The sequence below is a fragment of the Brevundimonas sp. UYEF29 genome, from assembly GCF_040546195.1.
In the GTDB taxonomy this organism is placed as follows: domain Bacteria; phylum Pseudomonadota; class Alphaproteobacteria; order Caulobacterales; family Caulobacteraceae; genus Brevundimonas; species Brevundimonas huaxiensis.
In genome coordinates, this window is sequence record NZ_JBEPNH010000006.1 from 42,752 (window position 1) to 61,786 (window position 19,035).

The window sequence follows — 19,035 nt, forward strand, 5'->3', positions numbered from 1 at the left end:
AGATGGTGTGGCCAATCAGGCACACAAGGGGTCGAGGACCGGAGTTTTCAGCCTCCGGTTGGGCCGGTCGAGAAGTCGAACTGTTCCGGCTGGCGGCGCGGACCGCCGAAGTTCCAGGTCAGGCCGATGTAGAAGGCCCGCAGCTTGATGTCCTGCTCCGAGCGTTCGCGGAACTGCGGCGTCTCGTAGATCGTCGTGGTGTTGAAGGTGTTGAACAGATCGCGCGCGGTGAAGTTGAACGACAGCTGCTCGCTCAGCTTCCTGCGATAGCCAAGATTGACCATGCCGCCCGCTTCGCGCCGGCCCTGGGCCAGCAGGCTGTCGCCCTGCCAGAAGCTGGAGACCTGGACGAAGTCCTTGGCCGTCGGCTGCCAGTTTAGGCTGAGACGGCCGCTGGCCAGGGTGGCCTCGCGGTCGCCGCCGCCGACGACGGCGCCCGAGTCGATCTCCTGACGGAAGACGTTGACGCTGGCGCTGTATCGCAGGGTGGGATGCAGACGCCCGTTCGCCGTCGCCTCCACGCCCAGGTCGCGACGCGAGCCCAGGTTTTCCGGACGAGTCAGGAAGACGCCGCCGCCGATGTCGGAGGCCACGTCGGTGAAGGCCTTGTCGGTGTTCCGCAGATAGGCGGTGGCCTGATAGAAGCTCTGGCCCTTTCGCATCTGCCACATGGCCTCGAAGCTGTCGGTCTCCTGCGGCTCCAGATCCGGATTGCCCGAGCGGACGTTCAGCGGGTCCTGATAGACGACAAAGGGGTTCAGCTGGCTGGGCTGGGGCCGCTGGATGCGGCGCGAATAGCTGGCGCGCAGGGTCTGTTCGGGCGTCAGCTGATACTGGACGTGGGCGGTCGGATAGGCGCGGAAATAGTCCTGGGACGCCGAGGCGCCGCCGGTCAGATCCTTGATCTCGATATCCGCCTGCTCCAGTCGCAGGCCCAGCTGGGCCGACAGCTTCTCGCCCAGCGGCCGCTCATAGGTGGTGTAGAGGGCATGCACCGTCTGGGTGGCTTCGAAGCGGTTGTTCAGGGCCGGGACCGGCGCCAGGGCCGCCTGCGAGGGACCGCGCAGGAACTCGGCGTCCTGCTCGGGCCGCTGGGCGTTCAGCTCATAGCCCAGGCGCAGCTTGCCGCCGTCGGACATCGGGCGGGTATAGGCGCTGGTGAAGCCCCAGGTGACCTGATCGACCTCCGTGTTGGTCCGCTCATACAAAGCCGCGCCCGCCGGGGTCAGGAAGGTGGTCAGGGTCTGGCTGGTGGTGTCGTTGGCGTTGGAGTCGTAGCGCAGTTCGTTGGACCACTCATGGCCGTCGCCGTCGAAGCGGCGCAGCACGCGCGCCGTGGCGCCCCAGTTGTTGAAGGTGAAGTCGGAATCGCCGACCCGGCGATAGGCGCTGGTCACCGCGCCGGCGGCGTTGCGGGTTTCATAAAGGCCGTCGCCCGACCCGGTGCCGTCGAAGGCCACGCCGCGCAGTTCGCCGGTCAGCTGGGTCTTGTCGTCCAGCTTGTATTCGGCGGTGAAGCGGGCGAAGGCGCCGTTCTGCTCGGACTCGACCGGCTGTTCGACGGTCGTGGTCGAAACCACCGCGCCGGTGACCGGATCCAGCTGTTCACGGACGCGGTTGAAGGTCAGTTCGGTCGGATCGGAGCGATAGCTGGCGTCGCCGGACAGGGTCAGGCGATCCTTCTGGTACGAGCCGCTGAGGCCCGCGTTCCAGCGGCCGTTGTCGCCGACGTTGACGCGCAGCGAGCCGGTCGTCTGGGTGCCCGGCTTCGGGGCCGTGGGCTTGGTGATCAGGTTGATGACCCCGCCCGAACCCTCGGGACTGTAGGCGGCCGACGGATTGGTCATGACCTCGATGCGGGCGTACTGGCTGGCCGGCAGCTGGATCAGGGCCTGGCCGCGACCGGGGCCGGTCAGGATGCCGGACGGGCGGCCGTCGACCAGGATGGTGACATTGGCGTCGCCGCGCAGGGACACATTGCCCTCCGGGTCCACGTCCACCGACGGCACGTTGCGCAGCGCATCAGCCAGACTGCCCGTCGTCGCCTGAAGGTCGTTGGCCAGGCTGTAGCTGACCGAGTCGATCGAGGTGCGCACGTCATTGGCGCGGGCGTTGACGACCACGTCGCCGACGCTGGCGGGCTGCTGTTGCTGGGCCGGTTCGGCCGTCTGAGTGCGCGGCGCGGGCGTCTGGGCCGTCGTCGCCGGGGTCTGGGCGGCCGGCTGGCTCGTCGTCGCCGGCGGCGGGGTCTGAGATGGGGTTTGGGACGCATTCTGGGATTGAGCCAGAGCGGCGCCGGGCAGGGCGACGGCGGCCGCACCCAGCATGAGAACGAGTTTGGAAGAGGTCATGCCCCGGCGATCCTGAAAGAGTGCGCGGGCGTCTATTTGCGCCCGTCGATAAGCCTGACTATCGACGTTACTTTGAATCGCAAAGTTACATCTTCTTCATCGAGACGGCGCGGTTGTGGCCAAGCTGGGAACTGTCAGCTTCGCCATACGCTTTGACCCGATGCTGACCACGAAGATGAACCCCCGCGTGTTCTGGGGCGCGAGCGCCATCATCGCGCTGCTGCTCCTCGTCGCCATCGTCGCGCCGGGAGAATCCGACCGCCTGTTCCAGAGCGTTCAGGCCTGGGTGATCGACACCTTCGGCTGGCTCTATATCGCCTCGGTCGCCGCCTTCGTGGGGCTGGTGCTGGTGCTGGCGATCGGCCCGACCGGCGCGCTGAAGCTGGGGCCGGACGACGCCGAGCCAGACTTTCCCTATCTGTCCTGGCTGGCCATGCTGTTCGCCGCCGGCATGGGGATCGGCCTGATGTATTTCGGCGTCGCTGAGCCGATCCAGCACTATATCAATCCGCCCGAAGGCGCCGGCCGCACCTTCGACGCCGCGCGTCAGGCCATGGGCATCACCTTCTTCCACTATGGGGCGCATGCCTGGTCGATCTATGCGCTGGTGGGCCTCAGCCTGGCCTTCTTCGCGCACCGCAAGGGTCTGCCGCTGACGCTGAGGTCGGGGCTGTCGCCCTTGCTGGGCAGGCGCGTCAACGGGCGCATCGGCGATGCGGTCGACATCTTCGCCATCTGGGGCACGGCGTTCGGCATCGCCACGTCTCTGGGTTTCGGCGTGTCGCAGATGAACAGCGGCCTGACCTATCTGCTGGGCATTCCCAACACCGCCTGGGTTCAGGTCGGGCTGATCGTCGTGGTCATGGCGGCGGCGACCGCCTCGGTCATGAGCGGGGTCGGCAAGGGGGTGCGCCGTCTGTCGGAGCTGAACCTGGTTCTGGCGGTGCTGCTGATGCTGTTCGTGCTGGTGGTCGGGCCGACCGGCTTTTTGTTCAAGGCATTGGTCCAGAACTTCGGCTTCTATCTCAGCCATTTCGTCGAGCGAACCTTCACCCTCTACGCCTATGAGCCGCGCGCCTGGATGGCGGACTGGACCCTGTTCTACTGGGCCTGGTGGATCGCCTGGTCGCCGTTCGTGGGGATGTTCATCGCCCGGATCTCGCGCGGGCGAACGGTGCGGGAGTTCCTGCTGAACGTTCTGCTGGCGCCGGCCGGCTTCACCTTCCTGTGGATGACCGTTTTCGGCAATACGGCGATCAGCCTGGACATGGGGCAGGCGGCGGGCGCGATTTCCAACGCCGTCTCGGCCAACCTGTCGACCGCCCTGTTCTACTTCCTGGAGCAGCTGCCGGGCGCAGCCTTTACCTCGGGTCTGGCCATCCTGCTGGTGGCGGTCTTCTTCGTCACCTCGGCCGATTCCGGCGCCCTGGTGATCGACACCATCGCCTCTGGCGGCGCCGAAGACACGCCGCGCTGGCAGCGGATTTATTGGTGCCTGCTGCTGGGCCTGGTCGCCGCGACCCTGTTGCTGGCGGGCGGGCTGGGCGCGCTGCAGGCGGCGACCCTGGCCGCCGCCCTGCCCTTCGTCCTGATCATGATCCTGCTGTCGATAGGCCTGGTGCGCCAGATGAACGCCGACGTCGCGGGCCGCAGCCTCGAGACCGAAGGCGCGCCCCTGGCGCAACAGCTGAAACGCATCCTGGCCCCGGCCAGCCGCAACGACATCGACGATGAGATCGAGCGCCACGGCCTGCCCGCGCTGGAAACGGTTCACGCCGCCATGGAGGCCGAGGCGGCGGAGTCCGAGATCGGGCGTGACGACGGCGTCGCCTGGCTGACGGTCAAGCAGGGCGAGCGCACCTTCATCTATCGCCTGGGCGCCCGCTCGCGTCCGCGTCCCGCCGTGACCCAGCGCGAGACGCCCGAAGGCCGCCGCCTGCTGGAATGGCGACTGACCGCCCAGACCGGCCAAGGCGAACGCCCCCACGACATCACCGGCTTCACCCGCGACCAGATCGTCGCCGACGTGCTGGAAAAGCTGCAACGCTGGCGACTGGCCTAAGGACCTCAGGTCCTTGGGATGATGCGCGGCGCGGGCTCGTCCTTCCACCACAGTTGCATGGCGCCGTCCTTGAAGCCGATGCGCAGGACGTCGAGACCCTCGACCGCAAACAGGCCGTCTGCGGTCAGCGCTTGCAGCTTGCGCGGCGCGGGCCACAGCGGGTGGCCGGGCCGGGCGACGACCAGGGCGCCGTCCTGCATCGTGACCACGTAGTTGCGATAGGCGCCGGGCGCGGATTGCAGCAGGGCGGCGTCGGTCACGGGCGGGTTCAGGCGCGCCTCGACCGCAGTCAGGGCCCAGGCGTAGTCCGTCTTGGCGGCGTCGGACGTCGTCGTCGACAGCAAGCCGCGCAGGGCCTCGGCCTGGGCGGCGTCCAGCGCCTGGACGGAGGAAGTCGGGGTGTCCGGCGCCACGCCGACGCCCTCCCAGTTGCCGCCGCTGACCGCGTGAACGGGCCGGCCGACCGACAGGCTGAGCATAAAGCCCGGCGCGATGGGGAAGAAGTCATTGGTGTTGGCGGCGCCCGCCGTCTTGGCTCCCACCAGCCGGCCGAGTTTGAACTGCTGAACGTCATAAGCGAAGGATTCCGCCGCAGAGGCCGAGGCCTGGTCGATCAGCACATACAGGGGCGTACCGGTCAGTCGCCCGGCGGGCAGATTGTCGAGCGCGCGCGTCTGCACGGGCTCCTGCCCGGCCTTCAGGAAGGTGATTTCCAGCGTCCCGGCCTTTAGGAAGTGGCTGACCAGATACTGGACCGCCTCGGACGCTCCGCCGCTATTTCCCCGCAGGTCGATTATGACCGCGTCGCCGCCCTTCAGGAACCGCATGGCGTCGTCATAGGCGCGGCCCGTTTCGTCCGAGACCCAATAGCAGGCGTCGATCTTCAGATAGCGGACGTTGCCGGGCAGGATTTCCAAGGCGCTGAGACCGTGGTTGTCGCGACGGGCGGCGGCGGCGTCGATCTCTGAAAGGGCTTGGGTCGCGTCGGCGCCGGCCGAGGCGGCGGCGAAGCGATCAGGCGCATATTCCAGATAGACGTGACCGTCCTGGCTGGCGTCGCGCAGGTCGCCGCTGATCAGCCCCGCCAATTCCTTTGGCGAGGACACCTCATAGCGCCCGGAGGCCTGGGCGGCGTCGAGCCGGGCGAGGATCGCCGGCGCCCGGTCGGGAAAGACGTAGGAGGACTGAACCGCCTGTCGGATCGCGCTCAGGACCGCCGCCCGCTGGGCTGCGGACAGTTCGGTTTGGGCGGCGGCCGCGACGGGCTGCCGGGCCTGGGCATGAGCGACGCCTTGGCCGCCCATCAGGGCGAGCGCCATCGCAGCGGCGGAAAGCAGCTTGGAACGCATGATAGATTCCGTTGGAGAGGTTAAGGGTTTAGGGCGCGGACTGCGTTTTTGCAGCCGCCTGTATGCGTTGGCGGAAGGGTTGATCCGTCAGGGCGGCGATGGCCTCCTTGACCACGCCGGAGAGGGGCGCCGACAGCTCTTGGTCCAGCGTCTCGGCCGCCTGGTTCACCGCCGACCATTGACGTTGCAGACGCGGGATCATCGCTTCGGTCTTGGCGGTCAGCATCACGATCCGCTCGCGCGCGTCGGCGCCGGGCTTCAGCAGAACCAGCTCGTCCTTGACCATCTGGGTCACGGTTTGGCTGACGGCCGAATGGCTGATGCCGATCTGCTGCGCGATGGTCTTGATCGACTGCCCGCCGTCGCGCATCAGAACGCGCAGGATCGGCGTGTAGCGGGGACGCCAATGCAGGCCAGAGGCCGCATAGGCCGCCTCGACCTCTCCGTCCAGAAGATCGATCAGATGGCGCAAGAGCGTTCCGAGGGTGGGCGATGCAGACAACATGAGGACTTATATATATAAGTGCTTATATTTATCGTCAATCTCCTTTTGTCAGCAGCGCTTGGCCTTGGGCTGGCGGGGCGCTAGCGTCCGGCGGTCTTCGCTGGAGTTCGCCATGTCCCTTCGTTTGTCGCGCCGCACCCTGTTCGCTTCCGGAGGCGCGGCGGCGCTGGCGGCGGGGCCAGTGTTCGCCCAAACGACAGATCAGAGCGCGCCGGCGAACGACGATGCGTCGCTGGCGGCGGCGGTGGACGCCTATGTGGCCAAGTGCATGGCGGCCTGGCCGGATCAGCCGGCGCTGGGCGTCGCGGTGGTCAAAGACGGGGCGACTGTTCTGGCGCGCGGTTATGGCGTCAAGGTTCAGGGCAAGCCGGCGCCGGCCGATGAGCACACCCTGTTCGCCATCGCCTCCAACACCAAGAACGTCACCGCCGCCGCCCTGGCCATTCTGGTCGACGAGGGCAAGGTGAAGTGGGACGAACCGGTCCGGACCTATCTGCCCGGCTTCACCCTGTCCGATCCCTACATCGGCGAACACATCACGGTGCGCGATACGCTGAGCCACCGGGCCGGGTTCGGCCTGGGCGCCGGCGATCTGCTGTTCTGGCCCAATTCGGACCGCACCCGCGCCGAGGTGCTGGCCCAGGCCGCCTTCGTGCCGATCGAGGACGGATTCCGGGCGCGCTACCACTATTGCAACCTGATGTTCGTGGTCGCGGGCGCGGTGCTGGAGGCGGTATCGGGCCTGAGCTGGGAGGCCTTCATACAGACGCGTATCCTGGACAAGGTCGGGATGACCGAGACCGTGCCGCTGGCGCGTCTGGCCGATGCGTCCAAGTCCGCCCTGCCGCACGGCCGGGTCGGGCCGCCGCTGCGCTATCAGGGGGCAATGACCCAGATCGCCAAGTCCATCGTCGAGGTGTGGAACTGGGATTCGGCGGCGGCGGCGGGGGGCATCTGCACCACCCCGACCGACTGGGCCAAATGGATCGCCGTGCGGCTGAACGACGGCAAGCTGCCCGACGGGACACGGCTCTATTCCGAGGATGCGGCGCGCGAGATGTATCGCCCCAACATCATCGTCGGCTCGTCGGCCGGACCGACGGCCGAACTGCCCAATCGATCCATCGCCTCGACCTATGCCATGGGTCTGCAGGTTCAGGACTATCGCGGCGAGCGGATCGCCAGCCATGGCGGCGGCTCGCCGGGCGGCATTTCCGCGACGGTGTTGATCCCCGGCCGAAAGACCGGTTTCAGCGTCTTCTCCAACGCCGAGGAGAGCTTCCTGCTGCGCGCCTTGCGGTCTGGGATCACCGACATCTGCATGGGCAAGGTCGATGTGGACTGGATCGCGGATTCCAAGAAGTTGGAGGCCGAGGGCAACGCCAAGTCTATCGCCGCCGCTGCCGAAATCGACGCCAAACAGGCGGCGGGCGCGCCCCCGTCCATGCCGCTGGACGCCTACGCGGGGACCTGGCGTGATCCTTGGTACGGCGACATCGTCATTGCGCCCAAGACCGAGGGACGTGGGCGTAATCGCAAGAGCGGCCTGTGGCTGAGCTTCACCCACACGCCCGCTCTGCAAGGCTGGCTGGAGCCGTATGACGGCGAGACCTTCCGCACCCGTTTCCCGGACAAGCGCGAGGAGGACGCCTTCGTCACCTTCTCGATCCTGACGGCCAAACCGGCGACCGCGACGATGAAAGGGGTCAGCCCCGACATCGACTTCAGCTATGATTATCAGGATTTGAGACTGACCCGCGTGTGAGGATGATCAGCCGGTGATCTCCAGCAACTCGAGCTTGGCCTCTTGCTTGGGCCACGGCAGGACCAGGCGCCAGCGGTTCTGGCCGATGCGTTCGATGACGCCGACCTGATCGCGTTCGGCCTTGTCGCCATAGGCGGGGAAGGTCTTCTCGTCGGCGCCCCAGGCCTGGGCGCCGACATAGACGGCGCGGCGGTCGGTGTCAGGATAGATCAGGCCGCGCGTGCGCTGCGATCCCGTCGTCTTGGTCAGGACCAGATCGCCGCCGGGCGTCAGCTCGACCGAACAGGCGAACCAGGGATATTCGACATAGGCCAGACCCTGGCCCTCGACGCGGCGGCCCATCTTGATGGTGCGGCAGCGATAGGTTCCGGGGCCGGGTTGGATGCGGCCCGTCTGGGCGGCGTTGGGATCGGCGAGCGGCCCCAGGGCCTCGACCTGACGCGCGAAGCCGCCGTCCTCGGCCTCGGCGCGGGCCATGCGCCAGGCCTGATCCAGCCGGCCCAGCAGGCTGGCGTCGGCGGCCTTGGCGACCTGACGCCAGGAGTCGGTTCCGCCCTGCATGCCGCCTGCGGGCGTCGCGGGCTGCTGCGGCGTTGCTGCCGAAGCGGGCGTGGCGGGCTCGGCCGGAGAGGCGGGGGTTGCCGGAGAGGCGGGAGCGGCCGGCGTCGCGGGAGCGGCCGGGCTGGCTGGACTGTTGTCGCCACAGGCCGCCAGGGCCGTGGTGGTCATCAGGGCCAGAACGGCCAGAGGGGTGCGGCGCATCAGCGTCTCCATCGGTTGCCCTGACCGAACGTGACAGGGCGCCCGAGGTTCAGCCGAACCTTAGCCGCGCGGCGCGGGGACCAGCTCGATCAGATCCAGATTGGACTCGGTGTTGGGCCACGGCAGGACCAGCCGCCAGCGCGCCTCGCCGATGCGTTGCAAAATGGCGACCAGATCACGGTCGGGGTTGCGGCCATAGGTGTTGGCGGCGGGCTCCTGCGCCAAGGCGAGCGAGCCGAGCATCACCATATGGCGGTCGTCTTCGGGAAAGAGCAGCCCGGAGGGGCGCTGCGAGCCGGTCAGCTTCGAGAACTTCAGGCCTTTCGGCGTCTGTTCGATGCGGCAGGCGAACCAGCCATAGACGACATAGCCCAGCCCGTCCTCGCCCCCCTGAGTGCCCAGTTTGACGGTGCGGCAGCGATAGTCGCCGGGCGGCGGGGCGACGCCGGGACGGTCGGCCTTGGGGTCGATCAGATCGCCCAGGCTGTTCAGATCGCCGGAGCCGCGCTGACGCTTGGCCTGTTGCAGGGCCAGGGTCCATGCGGCGTCGACGCGGCGATAGCGATCCCGATCGCCGGAGGTGATGACGCCGCGCCAGTCCATCAGCGCGCCCGATGCGCCGGACGGCGGCGGGGGCGGCGGCGGCGGGGTCGAAGCGCAGGCGGCGACGGCGCACAGGACGGCCAGCGACGCCAGACGACGCGTCAGCGAGCGGAACGGGACGAAACGGGACATCGACGCTTTCCCTTGGGGCGACCAGGCGAACTTAAGCCTCTTAGGCCCTCTCGCGACCATCGGCGTCAACCTCCGGGCCGCCCAGGGCCGTATTCAGGGCCGTATTCAGCGCCGCAGCCAGGGCCGCCAGATCCAGCGGCTTGGCCAGCCAGGCGTCGAAGCCGGCGGCGCGGCCGCGCGCCCGGTCCGGCGCCGAGACGGCCGCCGTCAGCGCCAGGACCGGCACGTGGCGCGTCAGGGGGTCGACGTCCAGTCGCGCCTTGACCTCATAGCCGTCCATGTCCGGCAGGCCGATGTCGAGCAGGATGATATCGGGTCTGAGCGAGCGCGCCAGATCCAACCCCTCCGGTCCCGTCGTCGCGGCATGCAGGGTCAGGCCCAGGCCGCTCGCCGCTTGGCGCATCAGGGCGATGTTGGCGGGATTGTCCTCGATGTAGAGCACGACCGCCTGTCGCGACGACGCCAGACCCGGCGCGGGGGCTGCCGGCAGGCTGAGTGAAAAGATCGCGCCCGCGCCGGGGTCGCGCACCATGGTCAGGGCGCCGCCCATCCGCTCGGTCAACCGCTGGACCGAGGCGAGGCCAAGGGCGGTGCCGCCACGCGCGTCGCGACCATCCAACGGGCGGAAAGGTCGGTCGTCGCCCGCGCCGGCAAGACTCATGCCGGCGTCATGGATGGCGATGACGATCCGGTCCTCGGCGCGCGACATCTCCATGCGCACCGTGCCTCCGCCGGGCGAATGGCGCAGGGCGTTCTCGACCAATCGGCGCAGGATGCGGCGAATCTGGCCCGGATCGGCCATGACGCACAGGCCGTGGGCGGGCGGCGGACAGGCCAGCGTCACCCCCGCCTCTCTCGCCTGCGCCTCCAGCCCGTCGCAGACCTGGCGCAGCGCCAGACGCAGATCGACGCGGTGCAGCGAAGGCGAGCCGCCGCCGTCGCCGCCGTTCATAAAGGCTTCGGTTTCCTCGATCAGGGCCAGCAGGACGCCGGCCGCGGCCTCAATCTGACGCACGGACTGGGCCTGGCGCGCGGTCAGGGGGTCGGCCTGGTCGTTTGCACGCAGCAATTGGGCGAAGCCCATGATCGTGGTCAGGGGGTTGCGCAGTTCGCGCCCCAGGGCCTGCATGATCTCGTCCCGCGTCCGCAGATCGGCGGCCAGGCGATCGATTTCGCCCTCGGCCGTCGTCAGGAGGCGCCGCAGGCCTTGGTTCTGGTGGATGATGCGGGCTTCGAGCCGGGCGTTCTCACGACGCAGGCGCTCGGCGACCCCGTGCGCCTGTAGCCAGAGCCAGATCCCGGCGCAGCTCCCCGCCAGCGCCAGGGACAAGACAAGCAAGACGAAATCCATGACGCCCCTCCGACGCGCCAAGATGACCCGTCAAAGTTGCGTTCAGGTAAACATACCCGCCTGGGTAGTTGTCAGTCTTCGCTGGCGGTGGCGGCTTCGGGCTTGCGACGCGGCGCACGGCGACGCGGGGCCGCCTCGCCTTCGGCCTGCTCGGCCGGGGCCGGCGACGCCGGCGCGCGGGTCAGAAAGCCCGGCAGGGCGGTCGGGGCGTCGCCCTCGTCCGCCGCGACGGCCGCAGCGGTGCGGCGCGGACGGCGTGCGGGCCGTTCGTCGGCGGCCGGCGCCTCGACGCTGGGCATTTCAGCGACTGGGGCTTCAGCGGCGGGCGCTTCGCTGACGGTTTCGGCGCGGTCGGCCTCGCCGCAGGCGGGGGCGGCGCCCTCAGCGCCGTCCTGGGCGCTTTCCTGATTGTCGAAGCGGCGATTGCGTTCCTCGCGGCGACGCTCCCAGCGTTCACGACGGCTTTCGCGACGACCGCCGCCCTCGCCCTCGGCGCGGACCTCGTCGCCCTCGCGCGGCTCGCGGGGCTGCTGGCTGTCGCGGTTCTGGTCACGGTCACGATCGCGGTTCTGATCGCGGTCGCGGTCGCGGTTGTCACGGTCCCGGTCGCGATTGTAGTCGCGGTCGCGGTTCTGATCGCGGTTCTGGTTCTGCTCGGCGCGTTCGGCGGCCTCTGCGGCCTGACGGTCGGCGGCCTGCTGGGCGGCGACGAAGGCGGCGGCCTGGGCGCCGGATTCGTCCTCGAAGTCGATGTCGAAGCCCTGGTTGGACTGTTCGCGCGCGGCGATGTCCGAGAAGGACCGCTGCGGCTGGAGCGCGCGCAGGACGCGGTAATAGTGTTCGGCGTGCTGCTGATAGTTTTCGGCCAGCACCCGGTCGCCGCTGGAGGCCGCATCGCGGGCCAGCTGCTGATAGCGTTCGTACACCGTCTGGGCGTTGCCCCGGACCTTGATGTTCTCGGGGCCTTGCGAATCCCACGAACGATTCGGATTGGCGTTGTTGGCGTTATTGGCGCCCGCCTTGTTCCGATTGCGTCCGCGCTGACGCTTCATGCCCTTGAAATCTCTCATTCGCGCTACCGTGTGCAGGGGCGGACCAAAGCCTGAAGGCCGGTTCCGTCCGTTTCGTGGTTCCGTCTCGCTCGGGGCCGATCCCCGATTGTCGAACTGTCGGAATGCCTTGTCGCCCGCATGGTGCGCCGGTCCTTTCGGGACCGACCGTCATGGCCGGCTCAAGCCGCGAACAGCCGGGTATGCGCCCGTAAAGCTGCGATTGAGTGGGAGACGGCAGAGACTTAACCCGAGTGGGCGGCCTTTCCAAGCGATATTCGTCAATGCGTCGCACCGAACCCTGCACAGCGCCGCTTTGCCAAGCCCGCCGGCTGGGCTAGGCATGACCTTTGAGACGACGACGAGGCGATCCCATGCGCGTGCTGGTTCTGGGCGGCGACGGTTTTTGCGGCTGGCCCACGGCCCTGCATCTGTCGGCCGAAGGGTGGGACGTGACCATCGTCGACAACCTGAGCCGCCGGAATATCGACAACGAGCTGGAGGTCCAGTCCCTGACGCCGATCCGCACCATGGGCGAGCGGATCAAGGCGTGGAAGGACGTGTCCGGCCGCGACATCGGCTTCGTCAACATGACGGTGGGCAAGGAGTTCGACCGTCTGGTCGCGCTGATCCGCGACTTCGCCCCCGACAGCGTGGTGCATTTCGCCGAACAGCGGGCCGCCCCCTATTCGATGAAGTCGGCGCGGCACAAGCTGTACACCGTCGACAACAACATCAACGCCACCAACCACCTGCTGGCCGCCATCGTCGAAAGCGGACTGGACGTCCACCTGGCGCACCTGGGGACGATGGGGGTCTATGGCTACGGCACGGCGGGCCTGCGCATCCCCGAGGGCTATCTGAAGGTGACGGTGGAGACCGACAACGGTCCCGCCGAGCAGGAAATCCTGTTCCCGCCCAATCCGGGCAGCATCTATCACATGACCAAGACGCAGGACGCCCTGCTGTTCCAGTTCTATGCCCGCAACGACAATCTGCGCATCACCGACCTGCACCAGGGCATCGTCTGGGGCACCCAGACCGAGCAGACCAAACAAGACGAACGGCTGATCAACCGCTTCGACTATGACGGCGATTACGGCACGGTGCTGAACCGGTTCCTGATGCAGGCGGCGGTGGGCTATCCGCTGACGGTGCATGGATCGGGCGGCCAGACCCGGGCCTTCATCCATATTCAGGACACGGTGCGCTGCGTCGAACTGGCGCTGAAGAACCCGCCCAAACGCGGCGACCGCGTCAAGATCCTGAACCAGATGACCGAAAGCCGCCGCGTGCGCGATCTGGCGGCCATGATCGCCGACAAAACGGGATCGGAGGTCCGCAATGTCGCCAATCCGCGCCAGGAGGCCGACGAGAACGATCTGGTCGTCGCCAACGACCAGTTCCGCGACCTGGGCCTGAAGCCGATCACCCTGGCGCAGGGTCTGATGGACGAGGTGACGGACATCGCCCGCCGCTATGCCGATCGGGCCGATCTGGGTCGGGTGCCGTGCGTGTCCGCCTGGAACCAACGCCGGGCGGAGGCGCTGGAAAACGAGGCGCGACCGGCAGCCGACGCGCCGCCTTCCCAAGTTCTGACGGCCCGAGTTTCGTAATGCCTATCGCCTCCCCTTCCCTCGATCTGCTGGTCTTCGGCGGCGGCTATCTGGGGCGGGCGGCGGCGCTGGAGGCCATACGGCGCGGCGGACGCGCGACCGCCACGTCGCGCGATCCCGAGCGGCGCCGCGCCCTGGCGGCCGACGGGATCATGGCCATCGATGCCGGCGATACGGCGGCCCTGAAGACGGCGCTGGAGGCGGCGACCGCCGTCCTGATCACCGCCGCGCCGGACGCGCAGGGTTGCCCCGGTCTGCGGGCCCTGGGGCCGTTGGCGGGCGGCGCCTGGCCCGACTGGATCGGTTATGTCTCCTCCACCTCCGTCTATGGCGACCGGGCCGGCGGATGGGTGTTCGAGGACGGCCCATTGAACGCCGCCAATCTGGAGGGCGCACGCCGCGTCCGGGCCGAACGCGACTGGCTGGATGGGGCGCAGGGGATGGGGCTGACGGTCCAGATCTTCCGCCTGCCTGGCTTCTACGGACCGGGGCGCAGCGTGGTCGAGCGGCTGAGGGAAGGCACGGCGAAACTGGTCAGAAAGCCCGGCCAGGTCTTCAACCGCATCCATGTGGACGACATCGTCGCGGGCCTGTTCGCGTCAATGGCGCGGCCGCGACCGGGCGCCGCCTACAACCTGACCGACGACGAACCCTCGCCCGCCGACGTGGTGATGGAATGGGCGGCGGATCGGATGGGCCTGCCCCGTCCGCCCCAGGTCGACTGGACCGACGACAGCGTCAGCGAGGCGATGCGCCGCTTCTATCTGGATTCCAAGCGCGTCTCGAACGCCCTGGCCAAGGCCGAACTGGGCTGGCGGCCCGCCTATCCCAGCTGGCGCGAAGGGCTGGCGACGCTGATGGACGCGCCGCCGCCGTTGCGATTGGTGAGCTAGGGCGCAGTCACGCGCCCTAGCCACGAGCGACCGCGTCGCGAGCCTAGCGCGCTTAGAAGGGCAGCAGATTGCGCTGGCGGCTATAGCTCATGGTGCCGACGTTGGCGCCCAGGCGCAGGCCGACGCCGGTGCGAATGGGGGCCAGGACGATGCCGTCGGCGCGCTGATAGTTCACGCCCAGGCCTGCGACCAGATAGGCCGAGCCCTCGATGCCGGGATAGCGGCGATAGATCATGTCGGGGTGGTACAGGCCATAGACCAGGGTGAAGACGCGGCTGGCGTTGCCGCCCCAGTCCCAGCCCACCGACGCGCCCTGCCAGAACACTTCCTGAGAGGCCGACAAGTCCTTCATGTGCAGGGCGCCGCGGCCGTAGCGGGCGCCGACAACGACGGCGCCGGAGCCTTCCTCGCCCGCTATATAGGCGGTCGGGCGGTCGCCCTGGTCGGCGAAGACGCGCTCGATCGCGCCGCCCACGACCTCAGCCGCGATGCCCAGCTCGCGCGAGCCGGCCGAAACCAGTTCATCGAAGCTGTAGGCCTGGGCCGTCTGGTCCGAGCGGATCGGATAGTTGGGATCGCGCGGCGGCGCCGAGGCGCAGGCGCCCAGCGACGAGGCGCCGGCGGCGGTGGCGAGGCCCGAAAGGATCAGTTGGCGGCGATGCATGGAGGGCGCTCCGAAAGGCGACGAGAGGACGGCCGGCTGGCGCGCCGGTCTTGGCCTCACCGTCCCCGACCTTTGCGGCAGCCTTGCGGCTTCAAGGTTAACGGGGTCTTACCGGGCGCGCCGATCAGGCCGCAGCGCGCTTTCGCCGGACCAGCAGCCAGGCAAGGCCGATCAGGACCGCCAGCATTCCGAAGGCCTTTCCAGCCGTCAAAGGATCCTCGACCACGAAGATCACGAACAGGGTCGTATTGATCGTCAGGGCGATGATCGCCGGCAGCGGATAGAGCGGCATTTTCCAAGGCCGTTCCAGATTTGGCTCGCGCACCCTCAGGACGATGACGGCCGCATTCACCAGGACGCTCATCAGCGCCAGCAGCGACGTCGAAAAGGTCAGCAGGGTCTCATAGACCCCGATGGTGGCCAGCAGCCCGCCGGCCAGCACGGTCGCGATCAGGGCCAGACGCGGCGTGCCGTTGGCGGCGACCCGGGTCAGGGCCGAGATCTGATACTCGCGCGCCATGGCGAACAGGACGCGCGGGAACACCATGACCATCGCATTGATGATCGTCACCAGCGACACCAGCGAAATGGCCGTGACGATGGGGCCGGCGACATCGCCGAACACCCGACCGGCCGCATCCGCCGCGACGAGGTTCGACCCGGCCATCTCGGCCGGCGTCAGGACGTTCAGATAGGCCAGGTTGGCCAGCACATAGATCACCGTGACCACGGCGATGCCCGAGAATGTCGCCCGCGCGATCGTCCGGCCCGGATCGACGACCTCTTCGCAGAAGTAGGAGGCGCTGTTCCAACCGTAGTAGGTGCCGGAAATCGCCCGCAGAGCCATGACGATGCCGCCGAAGGTCAGGGCCGCCGCCGTCGCCGGCGCGATCTCGGTCGAGACGGGCGCGCCACGCGGCGCCAGGAACAGGCCGATGATCAGCACGGTGAACAGGGCCGCCTTGACAGCGCTGCCGATCTCCTGCGACCGACCGCCGACCTTGGTGCCCAGCCATTGGACGCTGCCCACCACGGCCACGATCAACAGCGCAAGGACGCCGATCGGCACGCTGGTCGCGACACCCAAGCGATGCAGATATTCGCCGAAGACCACAGCGATGAAGGCGATGCCGCCCATATTGCCCAGCCAGTCGCAGACGCCGACGGCGAGACCGGTCAACGACCCGAAGGCGCGTTGGGCGAAGATATAGGGGCCGCCCGTCTTGCGGATCGAGGCGGCCAGTTCGACAGTCGACATGGCGTCGATCCAGGCGACCAGACCGGCGACGCACCACAGGGTGATGATGATCGTGGGGTTCTGAACCCCCTCGGCGACCACGCCGGGGGTACGCAGTATGCCCTGACCGATGACGCCGCCGACCACGACGGCGACGCCGAACGTCACGCCCAGGACGCGCAGCAGATGGCCGCGATCCGGTTGGGCCGCCTGAGGTTCCGTCGTCATCGCCTATGTCCCCCGCGCCGCCCGAAAGACGGCGCTGCTCTCCCTCAAGCCCGCAGCTTGCCGCCCTGCTTTTCGACCGCTCCGACGACCTTGGCGGTCAGGGCCTCGATCTCGGCTTCGGTCAGGGTGGCCTCGCGCGGCTGGATGACGACCTCGAGGGCCACGGACTTGAAACCCTCGTCCACGCCCTTGCCGCGATAGACGTCGAAGACGCGCACGTCGGCGATCAGGGCCTTGTCGGCGCCCGTCGCGGCCCGGACCAGATCGCCCACCGGTTTGGCGTCCTCGACCACGAAGGCGAAGTCGCGCGTCAGCGGCATGAGGGCCGACAGATCGGCGGTTCCCCGCGCCTTGCCCGACTTCCCACGCGGCTCGGGCACGTTATCCAGAACGATCTCGAAGGCCAGCATGGGGCCGTCGGCGTCCAGCGCCTTCAGGACGCGCGGATGCAGTTCGCCGAACTCGACCATCACATTCTTGGGCCCCAGTTGCAGCCGGGCCGAGCGGCCGGGGTGCCACCAGTCGCGGTTCTGACCCTGGACCAGTTGCAGCGCGGCGACCGGGGCGCCGATCTCTTCCAGCAGGGTGGTCAGGTCGCCCTTTAGCGTGAACAGGGCGTCCTCACCGGCGCCCGCCCAGTGACGGGCGGCGTACGGGGCGACCAGGCCGGCGATGACCGTGCGCTGATCCGCCGGACCGTCGCCCAGATAGATGGGGCCGATCTCGAACAGGGCGGCGTCGGCGAACCCGCGCGCGGCGTTGCGCGCCGCCGCCTGGATGAGGTTCGGCAGGGCCGAGGGCCGCATGCAGTCCAGATCGGCCGCGATCGGGTTCTCAAGCACCAACTTGTCGTCGCCGCCGCCGAACAGGGCTGCGGTCGACTGCTTGGTGAAGGACCAGGTGACGGCCTCGGCGTAACCGAGGGCCGCCAGAGCGCGACGCGCCGTGCGGACACGGGCCTGGCGCGGGTTCAGCACGCCGCCAGCGGGGCGGGCGACCTGGGGCAGAGGCGTGTCGGGCAGGCTATCGAAGCCCTCGATGCGCGCAACCTCTTCCACCAGATCGGCCGGACCTTCGACGTCGCGACGCCACGACGGCGGGGTGACGATCCAGGGCTCGGCCTGACCGGCGGGCGCGGCCTGAACCAGGAAACCGAGCTGGCCCAGGATGGTCCCGATCCGGTCATCGGCCAGATCCATGCCGCTGAGGCGCTTCACATAGGCGGGGTCGAAGGCGAAGGGCGCCGGGCTCGCCGGCGGTTCGCCGACGAAGACGATGTCCGACGGCTCGCCGCCGCACAGGTCCAGGATCAGTCGCGTGGCCAGTTCCAGCCCCGGCGTGACCGAGACCGGATCGACGCCGCGCGCGAACCGGTACTGGGCATCGGAATGAATGCCCAGCGCACGTCCGGTCTGGGCGATGACCAACGGGTCGAACCAGGCGCTTTCCAGGAAGACGTCGGTGGTGGTTTCGTCGCAGCCGGTCGATTCCCCGCCCATGACGCCGCCCAGGCCGATGGGCCGCTCGCCCCCGGCGTCGGCGATGACGCAGTCGGCTGCGGATGCGGCGTAGGTCTTGCCGTCCAGGGCGATCAGATGCTCGTGCTCGCCGGTCGCGGCCGAAACCTGCCCTGCCCGCACCACGATCTCGGTCCCCGACAGCTTGGCGACGTCATAGACGTGCAGTGGCCGGGCGCGGTCATAGGCGATCAGATTGGTCACATCGACCAGACGGTTGATCGAGCGCAGGCCGATGGCCGTCAGTCGCTTCTGCAGCCAGGCCGGCGACGGGCCGTTCTTGACGCCGCGAATGACGCGACCGGCGAAGACCGGGCACATCTCGGGCGCGTCCAGCCGGACGCTGATGGGCGAGGGAAAGGCCCCGCGCACGACGGCGATGTCGAAATGCTTCAGCTTGCCGACACTGGCGGCGGCCAGATCGCGCGCAATGCCGGCGACGCCCAGCCAGTCGGGCCGGTTCGGCGTGACCTCGAAATCGATGACCGGCTCGGCGCCGAACAGGCCGGCGACGGGCGTGCCGACAGGGATCTCCGGCGGCAGTTCCTGGATGCCGTCGCTTTCGTCAGACAGCTCAAGCTCGGAGGCCGAGCACAGCATGCCGTTCGACACCACGCCACGCACCGGCTTCTCGACCAGGGTCACGCCCAGGCCCGGCACATAGGCGCCGATGGGGGCGTAGATGGTGGTCAGGCCCGCCCGCGCGTTCGGCGCGCCGCAGACGATCTCCTTCAGTCCGTCGACCGTCTCGACCTGGCAGACCTGCAACCGGTCGGCGTTGGGGTGACGCTCAGCCGAAACGATCTTGGCCACGGTGAACGGCGCCAGTTTGGCGGCGGGGTCGAGCACCTCCTCGACCTCCAGTCCGGCCATGGTCATGGCCTCGGCGATCTGCTGAACATCCGCCTCGGCCTCGAGGTGGTCCTTCAGCCAGGACAGGGTGAACTTCAT

General features: G+C 68.4%; 14 protein-coding genes. 4 read left to right on the top strand and 10 right to left on the bottom strand.

Annotated features, from left to right (window positions below; genetic code table 11):
* Positions 1–47 precede the first annotated feature (47 nt).
* Positions 48–2,351 carry a TonB-dependent receptor domain-containing protein gene (locus ABIB58_RS10815; protein WP_354040832.1) on the bottom strand — a complete coding sequence of 768 codons (2,304 nt, stop codon included), beginning with the start codon at positions 2,349–2,351 and terminating at the stop codon, positions 48–50.
* A 160-nt stretch (positions 2,352–2,511) separates the two neighbouring features.
* Between ABIB58_RS10815 and ABIB58_RS10820 the strand changes: the two genes are divergently transcribed.
* Positions 2,512–4,413: a BCCT family transporter gene (locus ABIB58_RS10820; RefSeq protein WP_045811075.1), complete on the top strand. Its 1,902-nt coding sequence runs from the start codon at positions 2,512–2,514 to the stop codon at positions 4,411–4,413.
* A gap of 5 nt (positions 4,414–4,418) precedes the next feature.
* On the opposite strand, the gene ABIB58_RS10825 is transcribed toward ABIB58_RS10820, so the two are convergent.
* Together ABIB58_RS10825 and ABIB58_RS10830 are read right to left on the bottom strand one after the other, a co-directional pair.
* The gene (locus tag ABIB58_RS10825) at positions 4,419–5,762 is read right to left on the bottom strand and encodes a S41 family peptidase (protein ID WP_045811050.1); all 1,344 of its coding nucleotides are present in this window, start codon (positions 5,760–5,762) and stop codon (positions 4,419–4,421) included.
* 28 nt (positions 5,763–5,790) lie between these two features.
* Entirely contained in the window at positions 5,791–6,234 is a 444-nt protein-coding gene (locus ABIB58_RS10830) for a MarR family winged helix-turn-helix transcriptional regulator (RefSeq protein ID WP_231576638.1), read from the bottom strand.
* 145 nt (positions 6,235–6,379) lie between these two features.
* On the opposite strand from ABIB58_RS10830, the gene ABIB58_RS10835 reads away from it, so the two are divergent.
* Entirely contained in the window at positions 6,380–8,032 is a 1,653-nt protein-coding gene (locus tag ABIB58_RS10835; protein WP_354040835.1) for a serine hydrolase, read from the top strand.
* A 6-nt stretch (positions 8,033–8,038) separates the two neighbouring features.
* Here ABIB58_RS10835 and ABIB58_RS10840 read toward each other — a convergent pair whose 3' ends face one another.
* The 4 genes from ABIB58_RS10840 to ABIB58_RS10855 all read right to left on the bottom strand — a co-directional run bounded on the left by ABIB58_RS10840 (position 8,039) and on the right by ABIB58_RS10855 (position 11,950).
* Positions 8,039–8,794 carry a DUF4893 domain-containing protein gene (locus ABIB58_RS10840; protein WP_354040837.1) on the bottom strand — a complete coding sequence of 252 codons (756 nt, stop codon included), beginning with the start codon at positions 8,792–8,794 and terminating at the stop codon, positions 8,039–8,041.
* A gap of 60 nt (positions 8,795–8,854) precedes the next feature.
* The gene (locus tag ABIB58_RS10845) at positions 8,855–9,529 is read right to left on the bottom strand and encodes a DUF4893 domain-containing protein (protein WP_354040839.1); all 675 of its coding nucleotides are present in this window, start codon (positions 9,527–9,529) and stop codon (positions 8,855–8,857) included.
* A gap of 40 nt (positions 9,530–9,569) precedes the next feature.
* Entirely contained in the window at positions 9,570–10,880 is a 1,311-nt protein-coding gene (locus ABIB58_RS10850) for a hybrid sensor histidine kinase/response regulator (protein ID WP_354040841.1), read from the bottom strand.
* Positions 10,881–10,951: 71 nt separating this feature from the next.
* Positions 10,952–11,950, bottom strand: coding sequence for a DUF4167 domain-containing protein (locus ABIB58_RS10855; RefSeq protein WP_354040843.1), 999 nt, complete (start codon positions 11,948–11,950; stop codon positions 10,952–10,954).
* A 353-nt stretch (positions 11,951–12,303) separates the two neighbouring features.
* Between ABIB58_RS10855 and ABIB58_RS10860 the strand changes: the two genes are divergently transcribed.
* Both ABIB58_RS10860 and ABIB58_RS10865 read left to right on the top strand, forming a co-directional pair.
* Entirely contained in the window at positions 12,304–13,545 is a 1,242-nt protein-coding gene (locus ABIB58_RS10860) for an NAD-dependent epimerase/dehydratase family protein (protein ID WP_354040845.1), read from the top strand.
* Complete coding sequence (locus ABIB58_RS10865; protein WP_354040847.1) at positions 13,545–14,438, top strand: SDR family oxidoreductase; 894 nt, start codon at positions 13,545–13,547, stop codon at positions 14,436–14,438. The genes ABIB58_RS10860 and ABIB58_RS10865 overlap by 1 nt, the downstream gene beginning before the upstream one ends.
* Positions 14,439–14,490: 52 nt before the next feature.
* Here ABIB58_RS10865 and ABIB58_RS10870 read toward each other — a convergent pair whose 3' ends face one another.
* From ABIB58_RS10870 to pheT, 3 genes are all read right to left on the bottom strand, one after another.
* The gene (locus tag ABIB58_RS10870; RefSeq protein ID WP_017506335.1) at positions 14,491–15,102 is read right to left on the bottom strand and encodes a DUF1134 domain-containing protein; all 612 of its coding nucleotides are present in this window, start codon (positions 15,100–15,102) and stop codon (positions 14,491–14,493) included.
* Positions 15,103–15,226: 124 nt separating this feature from the next.
* Positions 15,227–16,567, bottom strand: coding sequence for an APC family permease (locus tag ABIB58_RS10875; protein ID WP_354040849.1), 1,341 nt, complete (start codon positions 16,565–16,567; stop codon positions 15,227–15,229).
* A gap of 44 nt (positions 16,568–16,611) precedes the next feature.
* Positions 16,612–19,035, bottom strand: coding sequence for a phenylalanine--tRNA ligase subunit beta (gene pheT / locus ABIB58_RS10880; protein WP_354040851.1), 2,424 nt, complete (start codon positions 19,033–19,035; stop codon positions 16,612–16,614).